The 20,275-nt window shown below is 66.2% G+C and carries 14 protein-coding genes and 2 pseudogenes; 3 read left to right on the forward strand and 13 right to left on the reverse strand.

Annotated features, from left to right (window positions below; all coding sequences use genetic code 11):
- Positions 1–123: 123 nt before the first annotated feature.
- The 5 genes from ppsA to ACX5I6_RS19865 form a co-directional block, all read right to left on the reverse strand.
- Positions 124–2,544: a phosphoenolpyruvate synthase gene (gene ppsA / locus ACX5I6_RS19845; protein WP_461841621.1), complete on the reverse strand. Its 2,421-nt coding sequence runs from the start codon at positions 2,542–2,544 to the stop codon at positions 124–126.
- Positions 2,545–2,686: 142 nt separating this feature from the next.
- Entirely contained in the window at positions 2,687–3,505 is an 819-nt protein-coding gene (locus tag ACX5I6_RS19850; RefSeq protein ID WP_461841622.1) for a pyruvate, water dikinase regulatory protein, read from the reverse strand.
- A gap of 93 nt (positions 3,506–3,598) precedes the next feature.
- On the reverse strand, positions 3,599–4,408 hold the full coding sequence (locus ACX5I6_RS19855; protein ID WP_461841623.1) for a slipin family protein: 810 nt from the start codon (positions 4,406–4,408) through the stop codon (positions 3,599–3,601).
- Positions 4,409–4,525: 117 nt separating this feature from the next.
- Positions 4,526–5,983 carry an HNH endonuclease signature motif containing protein gene (locus tag ACX5I6_RS19860; RefSeq protein ID WP_461841624.1) on the reverse strand — a complete coding sequence of 486 codons (1,458 nt, stop codon included), beginning with the start codon at positions 5,981–5,983 and terminating at the stop codon, positions 4,526–4,528.
- Between the two features lie 52 nt (positions 5,984–6,035).
- Positions 6,036–6,338 carry a hypothetical protein gene (locus ACX5I6_RS19865; protein WP_461841625.1) on the reverse strand — a complete coding sequence of 101 codons (303 nt, stop codon included), beginning with the start codon at positions 6,336–6,338 and terminating at the stop codon, positions 6,036–6,038.
- Positions 6,339–6,702: 364 nt separating this feature from the next.
- Here ACX5I6_RS19865 and ACX5I6_RS19870 point away from each other — a divergent pair, with 364 nt between their 5' ends.
- Both ACX5I6_RS19870 and ACX5I6_RS19875 read left to right on the forward strand, forming a co-directional pair.
- Positions 6,703–7,584: a hypothetical protein gene (locus tag ACX5I6_RS19870; protein ID WP_461841626.1), complete on the forward strand. Its 882-nt coding sequence runs from the start codon at positions 6,703–6,705 to the stop codon at positions 7,582–7,584.
- Complete coding sequence (locus ACX5I6_RS19875; RefSeq protein ID WP_461841627.1) at positions 7,581–9,386, forward strand: SdrD B-like domain-containing protein; 1,806 nt, start codon at positions 7,581–7,583, stop codon at positions 9,384–9,386. The genes ACX5I6_RS19870 and ACX5I6_RS19875 overlap by 4 nt, the downstream gene beginning before the upstream one ends.
- A gap of 97 nt (positions 9,387–9,483) precedes the next feature.
- Here ACX5I6_RS19875 and ACX5I6_RS19880 read toward each other — a convergent pair whose 3' ends face one another.
- The 4 genes from ACX5I6_RS19880 to ACX5I6_RS19895 form a co-directional block, all read right to left on the reverse strand.
- Positions 9,484–10,581, reverse strand: coding sequence for a DUF2891 family protein (locus ACX5I6_RS19880; protein ID WP_461841628.1), 1,098 nt, complete (start codon positions 10,579–10,581; stop codon positions 9,484–9,486).
- 33 nt (positions 10,582–10,614) lie between these two features.
- Complete coding sequence (locus ACX5I6_RS19885) at positions 10,615–11,586, reverse strand: DUF979 domain-containing protein (protein ID WP_285249319.1); 972 nt, start codon at positions 11,584–11,586, stop codon at positions 10,615–10,617.
- Positions 11,583–12,296 (reverse strand): DUF969 domain-containing protein, encoded by a 714-nt coding sequence (locus ACX5I6_RS19890; protein ID WP_018762092.1) that lies wholly within the window; start codon positions 12,294–12,296, stop codon positions 11,583–11,585. The genes ACX5I6_RS19885 and ACX5I6_RS19890 overlap by 4 nt, the downstream gene beginning before the upstream one ends.
- A gap of 212 nt (positions 12,297–12,508) precedes the next feature.
- The gene (locus ACX5I6_RS19895; protein ID WP_461841629.1) at positions 12,509–13,186 is read right to left on the reverse strand and encodes a GntR family transcriptional regulator; all 678 of its coding nucleotides are present in this window, start codon (positions 13,184–13,186) and stop codon (positions 12,509–12,511) included.
- Between the two features lie 68 nt (positions 13,187–13,254).
- Between ACX5I6_RS19895 and ACX5I6_RS19900 the strand changes: the two genes are divergently transcribed.
- Positions 13,255–14,259, forward strand: a complete 1,005-nt coding sequence (locus ACX5I6_RS19900; RefSeq protein WP_461841630.1) for a prenyltransferase/squalene oxidase repeat-containing protein — start codon at positions 13,255–13,257, stop codon at positions 14,257–14,259.
- On the opposite strand, the pseudogene ACX5I6_RS19905 reads toward ACX5I6_RS19900, so the two are convergent.
- The 4 genes and pseudogenes from ACX5I6_RS19905 to ACX5I6_RS19920 all read right to left on the reverse strand — a co-directional run bounded on the left by ACX5I6_RS19905 (position 14,256) and on the right by ACX5I6_RS19920 (position 20,109).
- Positions 14,256–16,003: pseudogene (locus tag ACX5I6_RS19905) on the reverse strand (acetyl/propionyl/methylcrotonyl-CoA carboxylase subunit alpha). The gene ACX5I6_RS19900 and the pseudogene ACX5I6_RS19905 sit on opposite strands and share 4 nt — an antisense overlap.
- Positions 15,996–17,646, reverse strand: a pseudogene (locus ACX5I6_RS19910) (5-oxoprolinase subunit B/C family protein). The pseudogenes ACX5I6_RS19905 and ACX5I6_RS19910 overlap by 8 nt, the downstream one beginning before the upstream one ends.
- 2 nt (positions 17,647–17,648) lie before the next feature.
- On the reverse strand, positions 17,649–18,407 hold the full coding sequence (locus ACX5I6_RS19915; protein WP_461841631.1) for a LamB/YcsF family protein: 759 nt from the start codon (positions 18,405–18,407) through the stop codon (positions 17,649–17,651).
- A gap of 94 nt (positions 18,408–18,501) precedes the next feature.
- Positions 18,502–20,109, reverse strand: a complete 1,608-nt coding sequence (locus ACX5I6_RS19920; protein WP_461841632.1) for a hypothetical protein — start codon at positions 20,107–20,109, stop codon at positions 18,502–18,504.
- Positions 20,110–20,275 lie beyond the last annotated feature (166 nt).

Genomic DNA, 20,275 nt, shown 5'->3' on the forward strand with positions numbered 1-20,275 from the left:
CGGTCCGTCCTTCACTCTTGGGTCAAGCTCCTGAACCCAAGTCTAGACAGGTTGCAGGAAGGGCGGTCCCGTCACGGCGCTGACACCGCGGCGGAACCGCCCTTGGACCTTTCGGCGGTCTGGTCAGGCTGCGCCGGAGGCGGCAGCCACTGCGCCGGCGGACGAGTCTTCTGCCGCGCCCGCGAGCCGCAGCCAGGTGTCCACCACCGTGTCCGGGTTCAGGGAGACGGAATTGACGCCTTCCTTCACCAGCCATTCAGCGAAGTCCGGGTGGTCGCTGGGGCCTTGGCCGCAGATGCCCACATACTTGCCGTGCGCCCGGCAGGCCTTGATGGCCATGCTGAGCAGCTTTTTCACTGCCGCGTCCCGCTCGTCGAAGCTGTTGGCCACGATGGCCGAGTCACGGTCCAGGCCCAGGGTCAGCTGGGTCATGTCGTTCGATCCGATGGAGAAGCCGTCGAAGTACTCCAGGAAGTCGTCGGCGAGCAGCGCGTTGGAGGGCAGTTCGCACATCATGATGACCTCGAGGCCGGTTTCGCCGCGGCGCAGGCCGTTCTCGGCGAGCAGGTCGATGACGCCGCGCGCCTCGTCCAAGGTGCGCACGAACGGGATCATCAGCTTGACGTTGGTCAGGCCCATCTCGTTGCGGACGAAGGACAGGGCCTCGCATTCGAGGTCGAAGCAGTCCCGGAAGGAAGGTTCCAAGTAGCGGGACGCGCCGCGGAACCCGATCATCGGGTTTTCCTCGTGCGGTTCGTACGCCGGGCCGCCAATGAGGTTGGCGTACTCGTTGGACTTGAAGTCGGACATGCGGACGATCACCGGTTCAGGCGCAAAGGCGGCGGCGATGGTGGCCACGCCCTCGGCCAGGCGCTTGATGTAGTAGTCGCGGGGGCTGTCGTATGCGGCAATCCGCCCGCGGATCTCGGCGGCCACTTCCGCCGGCTGGCTGTCCAGGTTCAGGAGAGCCTTGGGGTGGATGCCGATCTGCCGGTTGATGATGAACTCCAGCCGCGCCAGGCCCACGCCGTGGTTGGGCAGCTGCGCAAAAGTGAACGCCTGTTCCGGCGTGCCCACGTTCATCATGACCTTTACCGGCGCCTCGGGCAGCTGGGTGACCCCGGTCTCCTCGACGCTGAAGTCCAGCAGGCCCTGGTAAATGGTGCCGGTCTCGCCGTCGGCGCAGGACACGGTCACCTCCTGGCGGTCGGCCAGCGCGTCAGTGGCGTTGCCGGTGCCCACGACGGCGGGAATTCCCAGCTCGCGGGCGATGATGGCCGCGTGGCAGGTGCGCCCGCCGCGGTTGGTGACGATCGCGGAGGCACGCTTCATGATCGGTTCCCAGTCGGGGTCGGTCATGTCCGCCACCAGGACATCGCCGGTCTGGAACGAGGCCATCTGGTCGATCGCGGTGAGGATCCGGACCTTTCCGGCGCCGATCCGCTGGCCGATGGCGCGGCCTTCCACCAGCACCGGGCCGGTCGCGTTCAGGCGGAACCGGCTCATGCTGCCCGGGGCCCGGCGGGACTGCACGGTTTCCGGGCGGGCCTGCAGGATGTACAGGCCACCGTCGATGCCGTCCTTGCCCCACTCAATGTCCATCGGGCGGCCGTAATGCTTCTCAATGGCGACGGCATGGCGCGCAAGCTGCTCGACGTCGTCGTCCGTGAGGCTGAAGCGCGAGCGCTGGGACTGCTCCACCGGCACGAAGTCGATGGTGCGGCCGATCTCGCTGTTGGTGGTGTAGGTCATCTGGAGGGCCTTCTCGCCCAGGCCCCGCTTGAGGATGGCCGGCCGGCCGGCCTCCAGGGCGGGCTTGTACACGTAGAACTCGTCAGGGTTCACGGCGCCCTGCACCACAGCTTCCCCCAGCCCGTAGGAGGAGGTGACGAACACGGCGTCCTGGAAGCCGGACTCGGTGTCCATGGTGAACATGACCCCGGAGGCGCCGACGTCGGAACGCACCATGCGCTGGATGCCCGCCGAGAGTGCCACCTCGGCGTGCTCGAACTTGTGGTGCACGCGGTAGGCGATGGCGCGGTCGTTGTAGAGCGAGGCAAAGACGTCCTTGATGGCCTGCAGGATGTTCTCGATGCCGCGGACGTTCAGGAAGGTCTCCTGCTGCCCGGCGAATGAGGCATCGGGAAGGTCTTCTGCCGTGGCGCTGGAGCGCACCGCCCAGGAAAGGTCCTGCGAGCCGGCGTGCTTGTGCACCAGTTGCTGGTACGCCTCGCGGACCTGTGCCTCGAAATCCGCCAGGAACGGCGTGTCGCGGACCAGGGACCGGATCTCCTGGCCGGCAGCCGCCAGCGCCGTCACGTCATCGGTGTCCAGGCCAACGAGCCGGTCGGCGATCTTCTGGTCCAGGCCGGAATCGGACAGGAACCGGCGGTATGCGTCCGCCGTAGTGGCGAATCCATCCGGGACCTGGACGCCGGCGGACGTCAGGTTCTGCACCATTTCGCCCAGGGAGGCGTTCTTGCCGCCCACCTTGTCCAGGTCCTTAAGTCCGAGTTCGGAGAACCAAAGAACGTCTGTGGTCATGTTTGCTGCTCCTTTGCAGAGGTGGCTTAGGCATTGCTGGCCGCCACGGTAGTGCCGGCCGGAAGAAAAACCTTGTCAACAGTGGCAGGTCTGCCGCGCACTTTCCACATGATGTGCGCCACGCCACGTTTGTGAATGGTTGCTAATGCTTGAGATTCATCCGCTGCAGGATGGTGGCCGCCATCTCCTCCACGGACACGGTGGCCGAGTTCAGGTACGGGATCCGGTGGGATACGTACAGCTGCTCGGCGCTGCGCAACTCAAAACCGCACTGACGCAAGGATGCGTACGGCGAGCTGGGCCGCCGTTCGGTGCGGATCTGGCTCAGGCGCAGCGGGTTGGACGACAGGCCGAAACACTTGGATACGAAGGGCTGCAGCGGCTTCGGCAGGCCGTCCCGCTGGAAGTCCTCGTCGACGAGCGGAAAGTTGGCGGCGAAGATCCCGTGCTGGAGTGCCAGATACATGGTGGTGGGTGTCTTGCCGCACCGGGACGGGGCCACCAGGATCACCTGTGCCTTCTCCAGGGCACGCAGGCTCTGGCCGTCGTCGTGCTCCATCGCGTACTCCACGGCCGCCATCCGGGACTGGTAGCGCGCAGCGTTGCCCAGGCCGTGCGCCCTGCCGGGTTCGCCGCTGGCAGGCGCGCCGAGTGCCTGTTCCAGCACGCCTACATGCGTGCCGATCAGGTCCACGATCACGCCCTTGCAGCCGGCCAGGATCTGCCGGATTTCGCTGCTGACCGCGGTGGAGAAGACCAGGGGCTGAGGCCCGGTGGCGGCAAGGCCGTCGATGGTGCGCACCACCGCCCGTGCCTGCTCGGCCGTGGTGATGAAGGGAATGGTGACACGGTCAAAGTCGGCCACCGGGAACTGGGTCAGCAACGTATTGCCCAACGTTTCCGCGGTGATGCCCGTACTGTCCGAGAGGAAGTAGACAGGGCGTAGAGCAGCAGTGGTCATGGCACGACTTTAGCGGCCGCGGTGGTGCGGAACCGAAGTGGGGACTGGCGCGGGCTAGGCCGGCGGGTTGGTCGCACGCTGGTCAGTTAGCGGTCAGGCTGCTTTCACAGGGGACGGGCCGGCGGCGGACGCTGCCTGGTTCTCGCGGGCCAGGAAGGCGGAGAGTTCACCGATGGTGCTCATCAGCGGTGCGGGGAACACCACCGTGGAGTTCTTGTCGACGGCGATTTCCACCAGGGACTGCAGGTTGCGGAGCTGCAACGCGAGTGGGTGGGCCATCATGGTGTCGGAGGCATCGCCGAGCGCTGAAGCGGCGATGGCCTCGCCTTCGGCGGCAATGATCTTCGCCCTCTTCTCGCGTTCGGCTTCGGCCTGGCGGGCCATGGCACGCTTCATGCTTTCGGGCAGCTGGATGTCTTTGAGCTCCACCAATGTGACTTCCACGCCCCATTCGACGGTGAGCACGTCGAGGATTTCGCGGATGTCGCCGTTGATCCGTTCGGTCTCGGACAAGGTCTGGTCCAGGGTGTGGCGGCCAACCACCTTCCGCAACGTAGTCTGGGCGATCTGGTCGATGGCCGCGGCCACGTTCTCGATGGCGATGACGGATTTCACGGCGTCCACCACCCGGTAGTAGGCCACCGCTGACACGTCCACGCTGACGTTGTCCTGGGTGATGATGCCCTGGGACTGGATGGGCATGGTCACGATCCTGAGGCTTACCAGCGGCAGCCGGTCGATGACCGGGATGATCAGCCGCAGGCCGGGGTCTCTTACGCCGACCACCCTGCCAAGCCGGAACAGTACGCCCTTCTCGTATTGGCGGACGATCCGGATGGACATCCTCGCAGCAACGAGAAGCAGGATAGCGAGGACAACGACAGTCACGGTGGTGGGGTCCATCAGGATCCCCTCCTGGTCTTTGCGCGGGCCGTGCCGGCACCTGGCTGGCGCCGTGACAGGGGGCCCTGCACTTATTGTCCCACCAAAGGCGTCGGGGAGCTTAGGGAAGCAACCGGTTTAGGGAGCCCCGGAATGACCATCGACCATACGGCACCCTGTTGTTCTTTCCGCTTGTGGGGTCCTTCTCTGACCAGTGCCCCGCTTGAGTTCCACCCCCAGGGCATGCGGCCATCGCGGTGGTTCCCAGTCCTGGTGTTCGCTCCTGTATCTCCTGCCTGTTGGCGAGATCCAACCCGGAGGTTCGGTTGGGGACGCCGGTGTCGGTTTCCACGCGGTGATGTGTCGGAGCCTGTGGTGCTTCGGACACGGTTGTCCAAGGTTGCTGATCCCGGTGCGGCCGCCCTGATGCCAAGCCAAGATGTGATCGGCCTCGTTATCAAGGGAGTGGCTGCTGCAGCCGGGAAAGGGGCATCTTCCATCGCGCATCCGCAGCCACTGGCGCATGGCTGAGGTCAGCCGGTAGCTGCTGCGGCCGATCTCCAGGGGCGCCCCGTCACGAGGGTCAACAAGCACGCGGTGGAACGACTCCGCGCCTTCGGCGACAAGGCGGCGTGCAATCGATGGCGGTATCGGCCCGTACCCGTCCAGCATGGCCGGTTCGTCCGTGGCACCAAGCAAGGAAAAAACGGGCACGGCGACCAGCACCTGCGCCCGCGTCCGCGGAACCTGCCCGCGGTATCCCTCTTGAAGGTCCGCACTGCCGCCTCCGGTAAGCAGCGCAGCGGAGAGCACGTCGGCGCGCAGCTGCGAGAGGGATCTGGCCTCGTGCGTGCCTTGGAGACCACGGGCAACAGCTGTGGTTCGGTTCCAGATCGCCGAAGCCGTGGCGGCTGGAAGATAGGCAGAGATCCATGCCATCCCATCGCATTCCGGCGCATAGCCAACCCGCCGGTCCGCGGCGCTCTTGGCATGGCGGGCTTCCAGGCTCTCCGGGTGATGGCGTTCACGCCAGATACGGGCCTTGGCTTTGAAACGGTAGGCAGGCATCTCGCCAATCGGGCAACCCCGGGCCCGGTTAAGCGCGTCCGGATCCAGGAAGTGCGCTTCCAGGGCACCAGCGGCAGCGGGCTCCAGGCTGGCGGTTTGCTCCACCATGGTCCGGGCATGCTGCCACGAAATATGTCCGGAGCCCAGGGCCGCAAGGGTCAAAGGCAGCGATCTGGCCAGCGCATAGGATTCGGCCAGCAAAGCACCAGCGGCGCGATGACTTATTGCCAATGCACACCCAACTTCCGCTGCCACGGCCATCTCCTGTGCCTGGACCGGAGCGTCCGGCGGGGCCGCAGAACGCTCCGCATCAGCGAAGGCAGCCACGGCCCGAACCTTCAAAGCCGCCAGTTGGGCTTCCGCCTTGGCGGCGCAGGCCATGACATCCAGGCACCCCTCGGCCAGCCCCTGGAGTGGATCGACATCGTCAGAAGCGGCAAGTGAGCCGGAGTCTTCCACCTCGGCAGTCAGCATGGCGATGGCGGACTGTATGTCCGCAAGTGCCCTCGCCACCACACTGTTTGCCATATCCCAATGATGCCGGGAGGGTGTGACATTTAAGCCGGCTGGAACGCCGAGCTTAGCCGTTGCCTGCGGCGCCGGCGTCCAGCCCGGGTTCCTGCTGCGCTGCCGCGACGATGCTTCCGTATCCCTGCAGGAACATCCGCCGACCCTGGCCTTCATCCGCCCACACCCAGATGATCGAATAATCTGACGTCACGGCGTCCACGACTCCCGTGCCGGCCATGGTTCCTTCGGCAAAACTGACCCGGTCCCCCACCGCAAGCCGAGGGTGCCTGGTCCGCTTCCGGCGGGGCTTGATGGTGGCGGTGTCCCCTGCCGCTGCAGGGTCTGGCAGGCATGTGCTGACGTGCTGGCGCATCGGTTTCCTCCGGGCTCACGGGCGGACAGTCAGCTCATTACAACCCTGCCCGCTGCTCCCAGGTCACGCACGACGGCGTGGTGCAGCAAGACTAACGCGCCATGGCACAACATGCATGGTCCGCAGGCTTCGGACGGAGTGTGACTGCGGGAGTTTCGTCAACTGTATTGTTCGAAAACCGAATCTCCATCGAGTTGATGTTTTCCGCGATTTTTCGCCATAAACTAGGCAGGCTGTGCTGAACAGCTTTGGGGGCGCGGCTGAGGCCGCCTGATTGAAAGGCGGCAGCGTGCTTCGCACTGCTTCGCTACGTGTGGTGGCTGGGATTACTGTTGCACTTGTATCGCTCCTGGCCAGTGGGAGCGTGAAGGCCACGGCCGATGACTGGAACCCGGTGAAATATGTCGAGGGCATCATTACGGGGCCGCCGGGTACGCACCTCGATCATCTGAAAGTGCAGCTTACCGACGTGCAAAGCGACATGCTCAGGACTGCCGAACCCGTATCAGCCGATGGTCATTTTCGGGTGCCATACAGCGGGATGGACTTCGGCAATCTGCTGGTTTCGGGAGGAGACACGGGGTTGGCCAACACGTGGTACGGAGATGTGGCCAGACAAGCAGATGCGACCACGATTACTCTGAGCAACCGCAGCCTTCGGGGATTGAAGGTAACGATGGCCCCGGGTTCGACTATTTCCGGTTCTGTTTCCGCACCACCCGGGACCGATCTACACCAACTGGCCGTAGTGGCCAGCAGTTCATTTACTCCGCCCGCTGGTGTCGCCCGAACAGCCTTCGAACGGGCCGTGCCGGTGGCGTCCGACGGCAGTTACAGGATCACAGGCCTTGGCGCCGACACTTTTACCGTGAGGGTCACACCCGGCTCAAGCGGCCTGCTGGAATCCTGGTACGGCAGTGGCGCAGACAAGAAGGCCGCGAATCCGATCCAACTCAAGCCAAGCACCAGCACCACGGGGATCAATTTTGGCCTGACAGCTCCCGCCAGCCTCAGTGGCCGGATCATTTTCCCGGACGGGGCAGCCCCGAATCCGGCTTTGTGCGCATCTATTCTGACGCCGGCAACGTTGTCAGTTCGACGACCTTTGGCGAAGACGGGGCATACAGCCTGCCACAAGTTCCTGCCGGACCCGCCAGGATTTCTTATGGGTGTCCTGCCAACAACAGCGCTTTCGCAACTATGTGGTATCCAAACGCTGGACAGTTCCCCTCAGCCGAGAGGGTGAACTTTGCCCAGGGCGAGGCAAAATTAGGGCTGGATCTTCGTCTGGCACCCGCAGGTGCGATGACAGGAACGGTCACGGGGACCACTTCGCCGGTGTATGTCTCTCTTCACGATTCCCTGGGTCGCTTTGTCAGGTCAACCACCACAGATTCCGCCGGCAACTACCGCATCGGAACTGCAGCTCCAGGACAATATAAGGTCCGATTTAGTTCGCCCGGCCAGTACGGCCCGTCGCTGCTGACGCAGTACTATCCCGGAGTTCCAGAAAATGAAGGATATGCAAAGGGTGCCGATGTCGCCATCGCGCTTGGAGGGACCACTGCAGGTGTAAATGCCGCCATGACAGGTGGCGGATCCATTACTGGGCGCGTACAGAGCGCACCAGGGAGCCCGCTGGGGTACCACGGTGTCATGGCGATATCCACGGACGGTTCGCTGGACGAAAGGAGGGCAACAGCCGACCCGTCGGGAGCGTTTGTGATTGGCGGCCTCGCGGACGGGGACTACATCGTGGAAACCAACGTGGACCCTTACGCGCACTACCTAATCCCGCTTGGAAAGATCTACTCCGGCAACGTGCGCGACAGACAAGAAGCGCAAGTGCTCCAAATCCGGAACGGACAAAAAGTGGACGCTGGAACGCTCTCGTATGACACAGCCGGGCGCCAAGCCTCTCCGGCGGCCGGCAAATTCGTTCCCCTGCAACCGACGCGGCTTTTGGACACCCGGGAACTGTCTGACCCTGTCCCGGTGAGATCAATGCAGGTGGTCCAAGTCAGTGGACTTGCCGGCGTGCCGGCTGATGCAAGCGCCGTGGCACTGAACGTGACCGTCACTGATCCGACCTCTTATGGATTCGTCAATGCTTTCCCGTTCGGCCAGCAAAGTACCAGCACGTCTACGGTCAACTTCCGGGAGCGCCAAACGGTCGCCAATTCCATAGTCGTGCCTGTGCATGATGGTCGGATCAATTTGGAGAACGCCGGCTACGACGGAACCCTCCACCTGATCGTGGATATATCCGGCTACTTCACAAGCGGAATTCCCACGGACAGCGGAGCATACCAGGCAGTAACGCCTTTCCGCGCCGCAGACAGCCGTGGAACGCTTGGGACCCGCAGCGGCGAAGTTTTTGACATTCAAATGATTGGCCTGGCTCCTCTACCGGCAGAGGTCGGCGCCGTTGTCGTGAACATTACGGCGGCCAACATCTACCGCGACAACATCCACACCAGCCACGGACATTTGACCGCTTACGCGAGCGGCACCAGCCGCCCGGCAACGTCCAACGTCAACTATGACTGGACCACCGGCGACACCCCGAATCTTGCAATCGTTCCGGTGGGCGCTGACGGCAAGATCAGTATCGCGAATACATCGCCGGGGCCGGTGGGCATCGTTGTCGACGTGGTGGGATATTTCCGGAAGGGCGCGGGTTCAACTCCGGGCGCTTTCGAGTCCTTGGCGCCCAAGCGGCTCCTGGACACCCGGACGACAGCTTCCCCCTTGGACGCCAACGCAGACGCCGCTGTGACCGTAAGCGGCGCTAACGGCGTTCCGGCTGGAGCCAAGGCGGCGCTGATCAACCTGACTGTTACGGACCCAACATCCGTTGGGCACTTGAGGGCTTATCCAAGCGGAGGCCCCCTCCCGGGAACATCGAACGTCAACTTCGAGGCGACTCAGACCCGGGCCAGCTTCTCCGTGGTTCCCATCGGGCCGGACGGCAAGATCGCCATCAGGAATACCTCCGCCGGTCGATCGCACGTCATTGTCGACATTGTTGGCTACATTCGCGGCTAGGCCGCTCTGGGACCCGGCCAGTGGAGCCGGGCAGCAGGCCAGTGGAGCCTGGCAGCTGTCCGGCCCCGGACAGCCGGCCGCTGCCCCGCCCGGAACCTCAGTCCAGCGCCGCCACGGATCCCAGTGCGTCCCAAGCGAAGCTCGCCAGCCAGTGCGTGGACATGAAGTCGCCGCTCTCCAGCCCGGAGAGCCCGGCCTTCAACAGCGGATCGAGTGCCTCGCTGAGGACGGCCGCCGCAGCGGTTGCTTCGGGCTTGGAGGATTCGCGGAGGGTGGCGATGGTGCGGGCCACCTGGCCGGCCCGGGTCAGGTTCAGTCCGTGCAGGTGCACCAGGTAGCCGTCGGTCTCATCCGTCACGCCCACCGGCTGCAGGATCCGCGACGCCGTGGAGAGTCCCGGGAGGAACGCTCCGAACCAGTCTGCGAACTCGTCGGCGGAAAGGACACGGCGCATCAGGTCCGCCTCGCTGAGGCCGGCCGAGAGGAAGTCCTGGCCACTGAGCTCCCAGTCCCCCGGCCAGCCACGGTCGTTCGCGAACCAGCCGCGGGCCGCCTCCTCGCACGCCTTCGCGGCGTCCTCGCGGCCCAAGGATCGGAAAGCGTCCAGCATGTAGCCCACCCCGAAGGCCGCGTTGGTGTGCAGCCCGTGCCGGACGGGGTATTGCGCCTTGGCCATCCACGCGACGCTGAGCTCCGCCACCGCATCCACCAGCGGCTCCAGGGCGGAGCCCCATTCGCGGATCTGTGCATCGGAGGACGCGGAACAGGTGGCCGCAAGCCGCATGAGCCACGCCCAGCCATACGGACGTTCCCAGGACGGGTTGGCCAGCAGGTAGTCGCGTTCCACCGCCAGCTTGGCCGGGGTCAGGTTGGCGCCCAGGGCTTCCCGCAGCGACGCGGCAGTCGGGCTGTCCACCCAGGCCGCTGTCCCGCCGTCGGACGCCCCCTCCTGAGCAGCCCCGGACAAAGGCGACCCGGCGGCGGCCCCCAGCAGGCTGGCCCCCAGCCAGTGCATGTGGACGCAGGAGTGCCAGTCGAAGGAGGTGTAGAACGCGGGGTGGATCTGCTCCGGCGTGGGACGGTCGTCGGCGGACGCCTGGGTGTGGTGCGCCGAGTGCGGGTAGGGCTCCGACAGGTTGCCCAACACCACGGCGGCGTAGTCCGGGGCCGCCTGTACGCGGAGGTCGTTGTCCATCATGCTCCTTTGAAAGCCGGGATGAGCGAAGGTTTAGTGGAAGGCCAGGAAGTACATCAGCACGATGTTGACTGCCAGCAGCGGGATGGCCGTGCCCACCTGGGCCGTGATGACGCCGTACTTGTTCTTCATCTCCAGCAGCGCGGACGGCACCAGGTTGAAGTTGGCTGCCATGGGCGTGCAGAGGGTGCCGCAGAAGCCGGCGAGCATGCCGATCGCGAAGATGATGGCGGGGTCACCGTGGAAGGTCTGCACCAGGACGGGCCAGCCGATGGCGGCGGTCATGATCGGGAAGGCCGCGAAGCCGTTGCCCATCAGCACGGTGAAGAGGAACATGCCGATGCAGTACACCAGCACGCCCGCGATCAGTGAGCCCTTGGGCAGCAGCCCGGACGCCAGGGTTCCCACAGCGGTACCGACCCCGGCCTTGGTGAAGAGGATGCCCAGCGTGGTGAGCATCTGCGGCAGCAGCGCAGCCCAGCCGATGGATTCGAGGATCCGGCGGCTTTCGAAGAGGGGCGTGGCAGGGTTCTTGGGCCTAAGGATGACAAGGGCGACGACGACGGCGGCTACGGCGCCGATGGCCAGCGCCACCAGCGTGGTGTTCTTGGGATCCAGCAGCGGGGTGCCGCCGATCACCAGCACAGGAGCAGCGAGCACCAAGATCACGGTGACCAGGGGCAGCGTCAGGGCGGGGATAAAGAGCTTGTTGCCGAAGCGTTTGGCGTAGGCCTCGCGCTCGGGCCCGGTGGAGGTGCGGTGCTTGCCGTGGCCCAGCAGGCCGGTGGATGCCAGTACCACCAGCACCAGGACGGCGACGCCCAGGATCCAGGCGGGCGCGGTTCCGGCCTGGACCCAGGTGCTGTAGAAGAAGCACAGGCCCAGCAGGCCCCAGAAGGCCGAGCTGCCCCAGCGGCGGGGGTGGTTGGTGTCGGCGGCGATCAGCGACGCCCATGCGACGAACAGAATGCCGACCAGCCAGTAAACGGCTTCAACGTTGATCATTTGGCTTCTCCTGCGGTTTCCTTCTGGGCGGTGAGCTCAAACTCGCGGTATTCCTTGTCCAGTTGCTTGTCCAGGCGCAGCAGCCTGAAGCCGTGGATGAGGAAGGCGGCGATGGCGGTGGGGATGGCCCAGAGCGCCAGCTGGAGCGGTTCCAGGTGCAGGTGGTAGGTGGTGTCCACGAACGTGGTGATCAGCAGGATGGAGCCGACCGCCACGAACACGTCCTCGCCGAAAAACACACCAACGTTGTCGGCGCCGGCGGCGTGCCCCTTGATCTTCTCGCTGATCTTTTCCGGCACGTGGCCGTAGCGGCGCAGCGCTGCACCCTCCGCCATGGGGAACACCAGCGGGCGGACGGTCTGTGCGTGGCCGCCGATGCTGGTCAGGCCCACGGCGGCGGTGATCTGGCGGACGGCCAGGTAGCCGATCAGGACGCGCCCCGCGGTCAGTTTGGCGAGCCGGCCGATGAGGGTTTTGGCCTGCTCCTGCAGCCCGAAGAACTCGATAATGCCCACCACCGGCAGGACCGCCACGAAGATGGTGACGGAGCGGCTGCTGGCGAAGCCGGTGCCGAACGACTCGAGGATCTGCGCGGGGTTCATGCCGCCCAGGAGCGCGGTGACGATGCCCGCGACGGTGACGACAATCAGGGGGTTCAGGCGGATGGCGAAGCCAACGATCACCAGCAGCACCCCGATGAGTACAAGCATGATTATCCCTTCCCAGGGGACCCGTGACGGGTCTGCGAAAGTGGGGGCCGGCGCGTCCGTGCCCAGGTTTAGTCGGTGGGGCGGCGCCGAGGGGCGGGAGCCCCGGTCACGTTAGGGCTGCAGGATTGTGTGTGCTGCAGGACAACGGTGTGATCCACAGCATAGCGTTTTGTTCAACAATCCCGCAACCCCTTTTGCGGAAGGGGATCGGGTCAGCGGCCGACGGCGGCGAGCAGTTGCGCTTCGGCGCGCTCCAGATAGTCGGCCAGGAAGTCCGCTGCCGCGGCCAGTTCCCCGGCCTCCAGGAGCTCGACGATCTTCGCGTTGTCCTCCACGTAGGGTTCGTGGAAGGCGGGATTGGCGGCCATGGAGTGGAATACCAGCCGCATCTCGGCAAGCACCTGGTCCATAAGGCTGTTCAGGCGTTCGCTGCCGGCGCGGTCCACGATGGCACGGTGGAAGTCCTGGTTGGCCCCGGCCATGCCCGGGATGTCGCCGTCAACGGCGGCAGCCCTGGCCGCCTTGACGATCGCTGCAAGGGGCTCCGTGGAGACCGTGCCGGACCACAGCACCGCCGAGGGCTCCAGGAAGCGCCGGACACGGTAGATCTCGCGGATATCCTCCGCGGTGGGGTGCGCGACGAACACGCCGCGGTTGGGAATGCGGGTGACGATGTGTTCCGAGTGCAGGGCTGCGAACGCCTCCCGGAGGGTGTTCCGGGACACGCCGAGGGCCTCGCGGAGGGCTTCCTCTGCGAGCTTGGAGCCGGGTTTGAGTTGGCCGGCCTCAATGCGGCTGCGCAGCTGCGCGGCCACCCACAGCCCGGTTTCGGCGTGCTTGGTGGTCCTGGCCTGGGCTTGGAGATCGGCCAGCACCTCGTCAAACGTCATGGCACCACGATATCGGCAGGGCTCGGCTACCCTGTCCGCGCCTGACGTATTCCGCCATCATGGTGACCATGACGTGGCTTGATGGCCTGCGCATCGACCCGATCAGTCCGCTGCTATCGAGCGGGCACCCGGCCGTACGCTTCTGGGCTGCCAAGGAACTGCCCCCGCCACCGTCAGGCCCTGCCGGCGGCCCTGCGGGAACGTTTGAAGTGGCACTCTGGGACCTTCCGATCCCGCGCCGGATCCTGCGGCACCAGGCGGCGGACGGGTCGTGGACCTACCCGGGAAGGAGGCCCCGGGCGCGGACGGATTACGACCTGCTCGAAACTTATCGGCAACTGGGGTTCCTGGTGGAGATGTTCGGGCTCACGCACCGGCATCCCGCCCTCGCGGCAGCGGCCGACTATGTCCTCTCACGCCAGTCCGCCGAAGGTGATCTTCGGGGGATTTACGGCAACCAAGTGTCTCCCAACTACACGGCGGCCCTCATCGGGCTCCTCAGCAAGGCGGGCTACAGCGGAGACCCCCGGGTGGAACGTGCCTTCAGTTGGCTTGAGGCGTCGCGGCAGGACGACGGCGGCTGGGCCCTTCCGTTCCGCACCCGGGGAAGAAACCTCGACGCGCTCGACGACCAGCGGACCATCACCGGCGACCCGGCCCGGCCCTTCTCACACCTGATCACCGGGGTAGTCCTCAGGGCGTACGCGGCCCATCCTGGGCACCGCGCCGGTGCCTCCGCACAACACGCTGCGGCGCTGCTTGCGGGCCGCTTCTTCGAGCCGGATGCCTACCCGGACAAGGGCCGCGTCTCCGACTGGACCGAGTTCAGCTTTCCCTTTTGGATGACGGACCTCGTGTCCGCCCTCGACGCAATCAGTGTCATCAGTCCCAACCTCCAATCGGAAAAGACCGACAGGGCGCGCGACTGGCTGTCCGCTCACCAGGAACCCTCGGGGCTCTTCACCGGCCATCTGCTCCGGGACCGGTTCCACGACCTCCAGCTCTGGTTCAGCCTCGCGGTCTGCCGGGTGTTCGCGCGCATGCCGTCGCCAGGTGAACCGCCGGCCGCCTAACCGATGGTGGTGAGCGCCTGTCCGGGCCCGACGGCGTCTCCGGGCACCGCGTACAGCTCCCGACCGTACCGGCACGGTGGGCGGCCACGGCCGTTTCCATCTTCATGGCTTCCAGCACCAGCACCGCCTCGCCTTCCTCGACGAGTGTTCCGGGCTCAGCCAGCCACTTGACCACGGTGCCGGCCATGGTGGCCAGCAGGTCGCCGTCGTTCTTCCCGGCCGGAGCAGCCGCGCTCCCCTCCGCCGCGGCGGGACGGCCGCGGCCGCCGCCGTTGAGCAGCGAATCCAGCAGCACGGCAGGAAGTCCGAGCTCCATCCGCTTGCCGTCCACTTCGATGCCGATGGTGCGGCGCGGTTCCTCGGGTGCGGCGGGGCTGAACGCGGGGTCCGCTTCCAGCTCGGCGGCGAATTCACTCTCGATCCAGGTGGTGTAAACGCCCAGGGAATCGGTGCCGGTGAAGTCTGGAGCCTCCACCACGGCGCGGTGGAACGGCAGGACGGTGGCCAGCCCGCCAACACGGAACTCGCGCAGGGCGCGGCGGGCGCGGCGGAGGGCCTGTTGCCGGTCCGCGCCGGTCACCACCAGTTTGGCGAGCAGCGAATCGAATTGTCCCGGCACTGTTGACCCGGCCCGCACACCGGTATCCAGCCGGATTCCCGGCCCGGTGGGCACCTCGAAGGAATCCACGGTGCCCGGGGACGGCAGGAATCCGCGGCCCGGGTCCTCGGCGTTGATCCGGAACTCAAACGCGTGGCCGTGCGGCTCGGGGTCGTCAAGAATGGGCAGCACCTCCCCCGCCGCGATGGACAGTTGGGCAGCCACCAGGTCCACGCCGGAGGTTTCCTCCGTGATGGGATGCTCCACCTGGAGCCGGGTATTGACTTCCAGGAAGCTCAGGAAACCGGAGCCATCCAGCAGGTACTCCACGGTGCCGGCGCCCACATATCCGGCTTCCCGGCAGATGGCCTTGGCCGAGGCATGGATGGCGGCCCGCTGGTCCGGCGTAAGGAATGGCGCCGGGGCCTCCTCGACGAGCTTCTGGTGCCGGCGCTGCAGCGAGCAGTCGCGGGTGCCGACCACCACCACGTTGCCGTGTGTGTCCGCGATGACCTGCGCCTCCACGTGCCGGGGGCGGTCCAGGAATTTCTCCACGTAGCATTCGCTGCGGCCGAAGGCTGCAAGGGATTCGCGTACCGCAGAGTCGAAGCTTTCCTCGATGTCGGCAAGGTTCCGGACCACTTTCAGGCCGCGTCCGCCGCCGCCGAAGGCCGCCTTGATGGCTACCGGAAGGCCAACCTGTTCCGCGAACGCACGGACTTCTGTGGCGTTGGCCACCGGGCCGTCGCTTCCCGGTGCAAGCGGGGCACCGGCGCGGACGGCAACCTCGCGGGCGCTGACCTTGTCGCCGAGCAGCCGGATGGTGTCCGGCGAGGGCCCGATCCAGGTCAGGCCGGCGTCGATCACGGCTTGGGCGAACCCGGCGTTCTCGGACAGGAAGCCGTATCCGGGGTGGACGGCGTCGGCACCGCTTGTGGCGGCGATCGCCAGGATCTTTTCAATGTCCAGGTAGGTTTCCTGCGGCCGGGAACCGGCCAGCGAGTACGCCTCGGTGGCGGCGGAAACGTGCAGCGCATCGGCATCCGGATCGGCGTAGACGGCAACGCTCTCCAGGCCCGCGTCGTCGCAGGCCCGGGCGATCCGGACGGCAATCTCGCCGCGATTGGCAATGAGGACTTTACGCATGGAAGCTTTCCTTCGGTGTTTCGGGCTGGTCTGCCGGGGATGCTGCGGTGAACCGCACCGTGGCACCCGGCGGAAGTTGGGCGGCTTTGTCCAGGTCAGCGTGGACGACGACGGCAATCACCGGGTACCCGCCGGTCACCGGATGATCGGAGAGGAAAAGGACCGGCTGGCCTTCCGGGGGCACCTGCACGGCGCCGCGGACAGTGCCTTCACTCGCCAGTTCACCCTCCTTGCTCCGTGTCAGTCCATGTCCGTCCAGGCGCAGGCCGATCCGGTTGGACTTCGGTGTCACGGTCCACTCCTGGGACAGGAAGCTTTGCAGGGTTTCATCGTTGAACCAGTCCTGCCGCGGTCCAGGAACCACGCGGAGCATTGTGGCGTGGCCTTGGTCCGGGAGGGGTGAGATTTCGGGGTTGCCCACAATGCTGCCCGGTTTGGCGGCATGCACGGGCAGGATGGTCCCTGCGGTGAGCGGTTCGGGACCGATCCCCGACATGGTGTCGGTGGATCGGCTGCCCAGTGCGGCCGGGCCCGCGACCCCGCCACGGACGGCCAGGTAGCAGCGCAGCCCTGCCGTGGGCGCACCCACTGTGAGCCGCTCCCCTGCCAGCAGCGCGAACGGGGCGTCGCACGCCGGATGCCGCACCGCCGTCGTCGTTTGGGCATCGTTCGACGACGTCACCTCCAATGGCGCGCTGGCGCCGGTGACGGCGAGGACCTGGTCGGTCAGGGCTTCGAGTTCCAGGCCGCCGAAGAGGGTTTCGATTCCCGCGGCGTCCTCCGGGTTGCCCACCAAGCGGTTGGCGCGGCGCAGGGCACCCCGGTCCATGGCACCGGAGCTCGCTGACACCCAGGGCTGCGTAGCCCGGCCGGCCGAGGTCCTGGATAGTGGCCTGGAGGCCAGGCTTTCGCACGGCCAGGCCCGCCGAGGCATGTTCCTCGTGAGCCTCCGCGCTGGCAGCAGTTTCGGTGTGCCGCCGAACGGTGGCTTGAGCCCGGACGGCGGTGAAACGGACGGTATCGCCCGGGCGGATGAGCGCCGGGTTCTCCCGTTCAAGGTCCCAGAGTGCGGCGTCGGTCCGTCCGATCAGCTGCCAGCCGCCCGGTGACTGCCGGGGATAGATCGCCGAGTATTGTCCACCCAGGGCCACCGCCCCGGCGGGTACCGCGGTTCGCGGGGAGCGCCGGCGCGGCACGTCAAGGGTGGAATTCTCGCCGGTGAGGTAGGCGAAGCCCGGAGCGAATCCGGCGAAGGCTGCCGTCCATAGCTGGCCTGTGTGGGCTGCCACGACGCCTTCGCGGCCGAGGCCGGTGAGCGCCGCGGCCTCGTCCAGGTCGTCGCCGTCGTACACCACCTCAATGGTGACCAGTGTGCTGTCGGCCTCCGCGGGCGCGTCAAGGTCCAGGCCGCGAACGTGCGCGGCCAGCTCCTGCAGGGCATGCGGCGAATCAGCGGTGATCAGCACTGTCCCGGCGGCGGCAATGACGTCGATCTGGCCCGGCCTGGGGTGCGCCATAAGTTGTGCCTGGAGGCTGAGCACCGCGTCCAGGGAGGAGAGCTCAACCAGGATTGCCCGGTCTCCTGCAGGCCTGATCGCGGTAAGGACCGGCGCCGTGGCCGGGCGCTGTTGTGTGGCAGCCATGGCTACGCGAAGCTTTGGATGGTGATGCCGGCATCGGCCAGGGCGGCGCGGACGGCGGCGGCCATTGCCACAGCGCCGGCGGTGTCGCCGTGCAGGCAGATGCTTTCCGCTTTGACCGGGACCAGTGAACCGTCCACGGCGCGGACCACGCCATCGGTGGCCAGGCGCAGGACGTGCTCGACGACGTCCTTCACCTCGTGCAGCACGGCTCCGGGTTCGCGCCGGGAGACCAGGGTGCCGTCAGGGTTGTAGGCACGGTCGGCGAAGGCCTCCGCGACCGTGCGCAGCCCGGCGGCGTCGGCCTGGCGCTGGATCTCGGAGTTCGGCAGGACCATGAGGGGAAGGGTGGGGTCCACGGCAAGGATGGCGGCCACCACCGCGCCGGCCTGCCGGGGGTGGTCAACGATGGTGTTATAGAGCGCACCGTGGGGTTTGACGTAGCGGACTGCGGTTCCGGCGGCGAGGGCTACGGCCTGGACGGCGCCGATCTGGTAGACCACGTCAGCGGTCAGTTCCGCCGGGGTCATGTCCACGAACCTGCGGCCGAAGCCGGCCAGGTCCCGGTAGCCGGGGTGGGCGCCCACGGTTACGCCGGCTTTCGCGGCAGCCAGGCAGGTGGCCATGATGCCCACGGGATCCCCTGCGTGGAAGCCGCAGGCCACGTTGGCGCTGGAAACACTTTCGAAAATGGCGGCGTCATCGCCGAAGGACCAGTTTCCAAACGATTCGCCGACGTCGCTGTTCAGGTCGATGCTGGGCATGTGATCTCCGTCTCGGATTGGTGGTACTCCAAGAATGCCCTATAAATCAGGATTGTTCAACAATCCTGTATGGTCAGCACCGCCGTGATCAGCCTCAGGCCTTGGGGGCAAGGAGAATCTGCACGGCCTCAATCCGTTTGCCGACGCCCGTCGTTCCCGCCGTTCCCCCACCGGCCGTCCAGGACTGCCAACCCAGATCCTGCACGTGGGCGCGGTAATAGATGCTGTAGTGGTTCGCCAGCTCGCCGGTCAGCCTGATTTCGAAGGCTTCCAAACGCAGCCCCCGCCCCACGGTGCCGATCGGATTGGCCGAGGAGGTCCAGGGCTGCCAGCCCACGTCCTGCACGTGCCCCCGCCACAGGATGTCCCCGCCATAAGACATGCTGGCAACGTTGAGGCGCAGCGCCTCGACGCGAAGTGCCTGGCCCGTGGTCCCGGCGACGGTGCCATCGGAAACGTTCGCCATCCAGCCGATGTCCTGAACGTGGGCTGAGTATACGGCCGTGAATTCCGGCGCCACCTTGGGAACCAGCTCGATCGTCACCGCCTCCACCCGCAGACCTTGCCCGACAGTGCCGGCCGTCGCCCCGTCCACCCTGTAGGGCTGCCAGCCGATGTTCTGCACGTGGGCGCGATACCTGATGCTGTACTTCGAGGCCAGATCCCCGGTCAATCGCAGCTCAAATGCCTCCAGTCGCAGGCCCAGGCCCGTGGTTCCAATGGGGGACGCCGACGTGGTCCACGGCTGCCAGCCAACGTCTTGTACATGCCCCCGCCAAAGAATGTCACCCGGGAGGCGGTCCCCCGCTACCGACAGGCGCAACGACTCCAGCGGCAGCGACCGGCCGGTGGTGCCCGCGACGGCACCGTCGGCGACGCTCGGCTGCCAGCCAATCGTCGCGACGTGGGCCTGGTAGACGCCACTGCACGTCATGTCGTAGTCGTAAGTGCCGTCGGTCCACTGCGCGATGTGGACGGTGCCGCCGGAGAAGCTCGGGTTCACGCAGAGGTCGGACGCTTCGCTGGCGTAGTCGAGTCGGCCTGCCGGTGACCAGACGGGCACGTCGGCGAGCTGCCACGACCCGGTAATGGCTTCCCAGGCGCTCGCGTAGGAGTAGACCCCGTGCGGGTATCCGGCGTCTGCCAGTGCTGCCAGGAGTCCTGCGATGACGTAGCGGTTCTCCTGCCGCTCAGCTGGCGACGAGCTGGGCCAGGGCTGTTGCGGGCGGGGCTCGACGTCGACCCAAATTCTTTCAGGCCGCCATCCCACCTTGCCAAGGGATGCCAAGGCGGCGAGGCCCTCCGCATACCCAACGTTCCGCAGCCGGTCCGGACGGGTGCTGGTGGGATAGGGGCCGTCGTCTCCGTAAGCCTCATACTGCGCCCCGGTGGGAAACGTCGCCATGGCGTAGGCCTGGGCCCTGACCCCGTGGTCGAGCACCCACTGGAACTGGCCGGCCAGGCAGGGGTTTTCGGTAAAGGCGAGTCCGCGGGTCAGGCCGACGACGACGAACCCAGTATCTTCGGGCGGCATCGGAAGACCACCCGGACACTGCGGCCAGGAAATGTCGTGTCCGTAGTCGACCGCCCGTGCGGGTGGAGCGAACAGCACGCCGATCGCGAACACGAGTACAACCGCCAGGAGCCTGGGCACGGATGCCCGGGAGCGGCGGCCAGGTTGGAGAACTCCCAGGCCGGCCATGATGGCCCCCCTATTCAAAGGATGACCAAATTCTCCCACTCCGCCGGTGGCGCCGCCAGCCTCAACCCAAACGCCCGCTCACATCCTGCAGCTTCAACCCAGACGCCCGCTCAGTTGTTGCGGGGCTACCCGCAAGGGGTGAGCGGGAGTCCCGGTTTTACCTGTC

Source organism: Arthrobacter sp. MMS24-T111, from assembly GCF_054888995.1.

Excerpts from the sequence above, each read along its gene's own strand:
- ppsA (WP_461841621.1), bottom strand. The coding sequence starts at position 2,544 with ATGACCACAGACGTTCTTTGGTTCTCCGAACTCGGACTTAAGGACCTG.
- ACX5I6_RS19850 (WP_461841622.1), bottom strand. The coding sequence starts at position 3,505 with ATGACCACTGCTGCTCTACGCCCTGTCTACTTCCTCTCGGACAGTACG.
- ACX5I6_RS19855 (WP_461841623.1), bottom strand. The coding sequence starts at position 4,408 with ATGGACCCCACCACCGTGACTGTCGTTGTCCTCGCTATCCTGCTTCTC.
- ACX5I6_RS19860 (WP_461841624.1), bottom strand. The coding sequence starts at position 5,983 with ATGGCAAACAGTGTGGTGGCGAGGGCACTTGCGGACATACAGTCCGCC.
- ACX5I6_RS19865 (WP_461841625.1), bottom strand. The coding sequence starts at position 6,338 with ATGCGCCAGCACGTCAGCACATGCCTGCCAGACCCTGCAGCGGCAGGG.
- ACX5I6_RS19880 (WP_461841628.1), bottom strand. The coding sequence starts at position 10,581 with ATGGACAACGACCTCCGCGTACAGGCGGCCCCGGACTACGCCGCCGTG.
- ACX5I6_RS19885 (WP_285249319.1), bottom strand. The coding sequence starts at position 11,586 with ATGATCAACGTTGAAGCCGTTTACTGGCTGGTCGGCATTCTGTTCGTC.
- ACX5I6_RS19890 (WP_018762092.1), bottom strand. The coding sequence starts at position 12,296 with ATGCTTGTACTCATCGGGGTGCTGCTGGTGATCGTTGGCTTCGCCATC.
- ACX5I6_RS19895 (WP_461841629.1), bottom strand. The coding sequence starts at position 13,186 with ATGACGTTTGACGAGGTGCTGGCCGATCTCCAAGCCCAGGCCAGGACC.
- ACX5I6_RS19900 (WP_461841630.1), top strand. The coding sequence starts at position 13,255 with ATGACGTGGCTTGATGGCCTGCGCATCGACCCGATCAGTCCGCTGCTA.
- ACX5I6_RS19915 (WP_461841631.1), bottom strand. The coding sequence starts at position 18,407 with ATGCCCAGCATCGACCTGAACAGCGACGTCGGCGAATCGTTTGGAAAC.
- ACX5I6_RS19920 (WP_461841632.1), bottom strand. The coding sequence starts at position 20,109 with ATGGCCGGCCTGGGAGTTCTCCAACCTGGCCGCCGCTCCCGGGCATCC.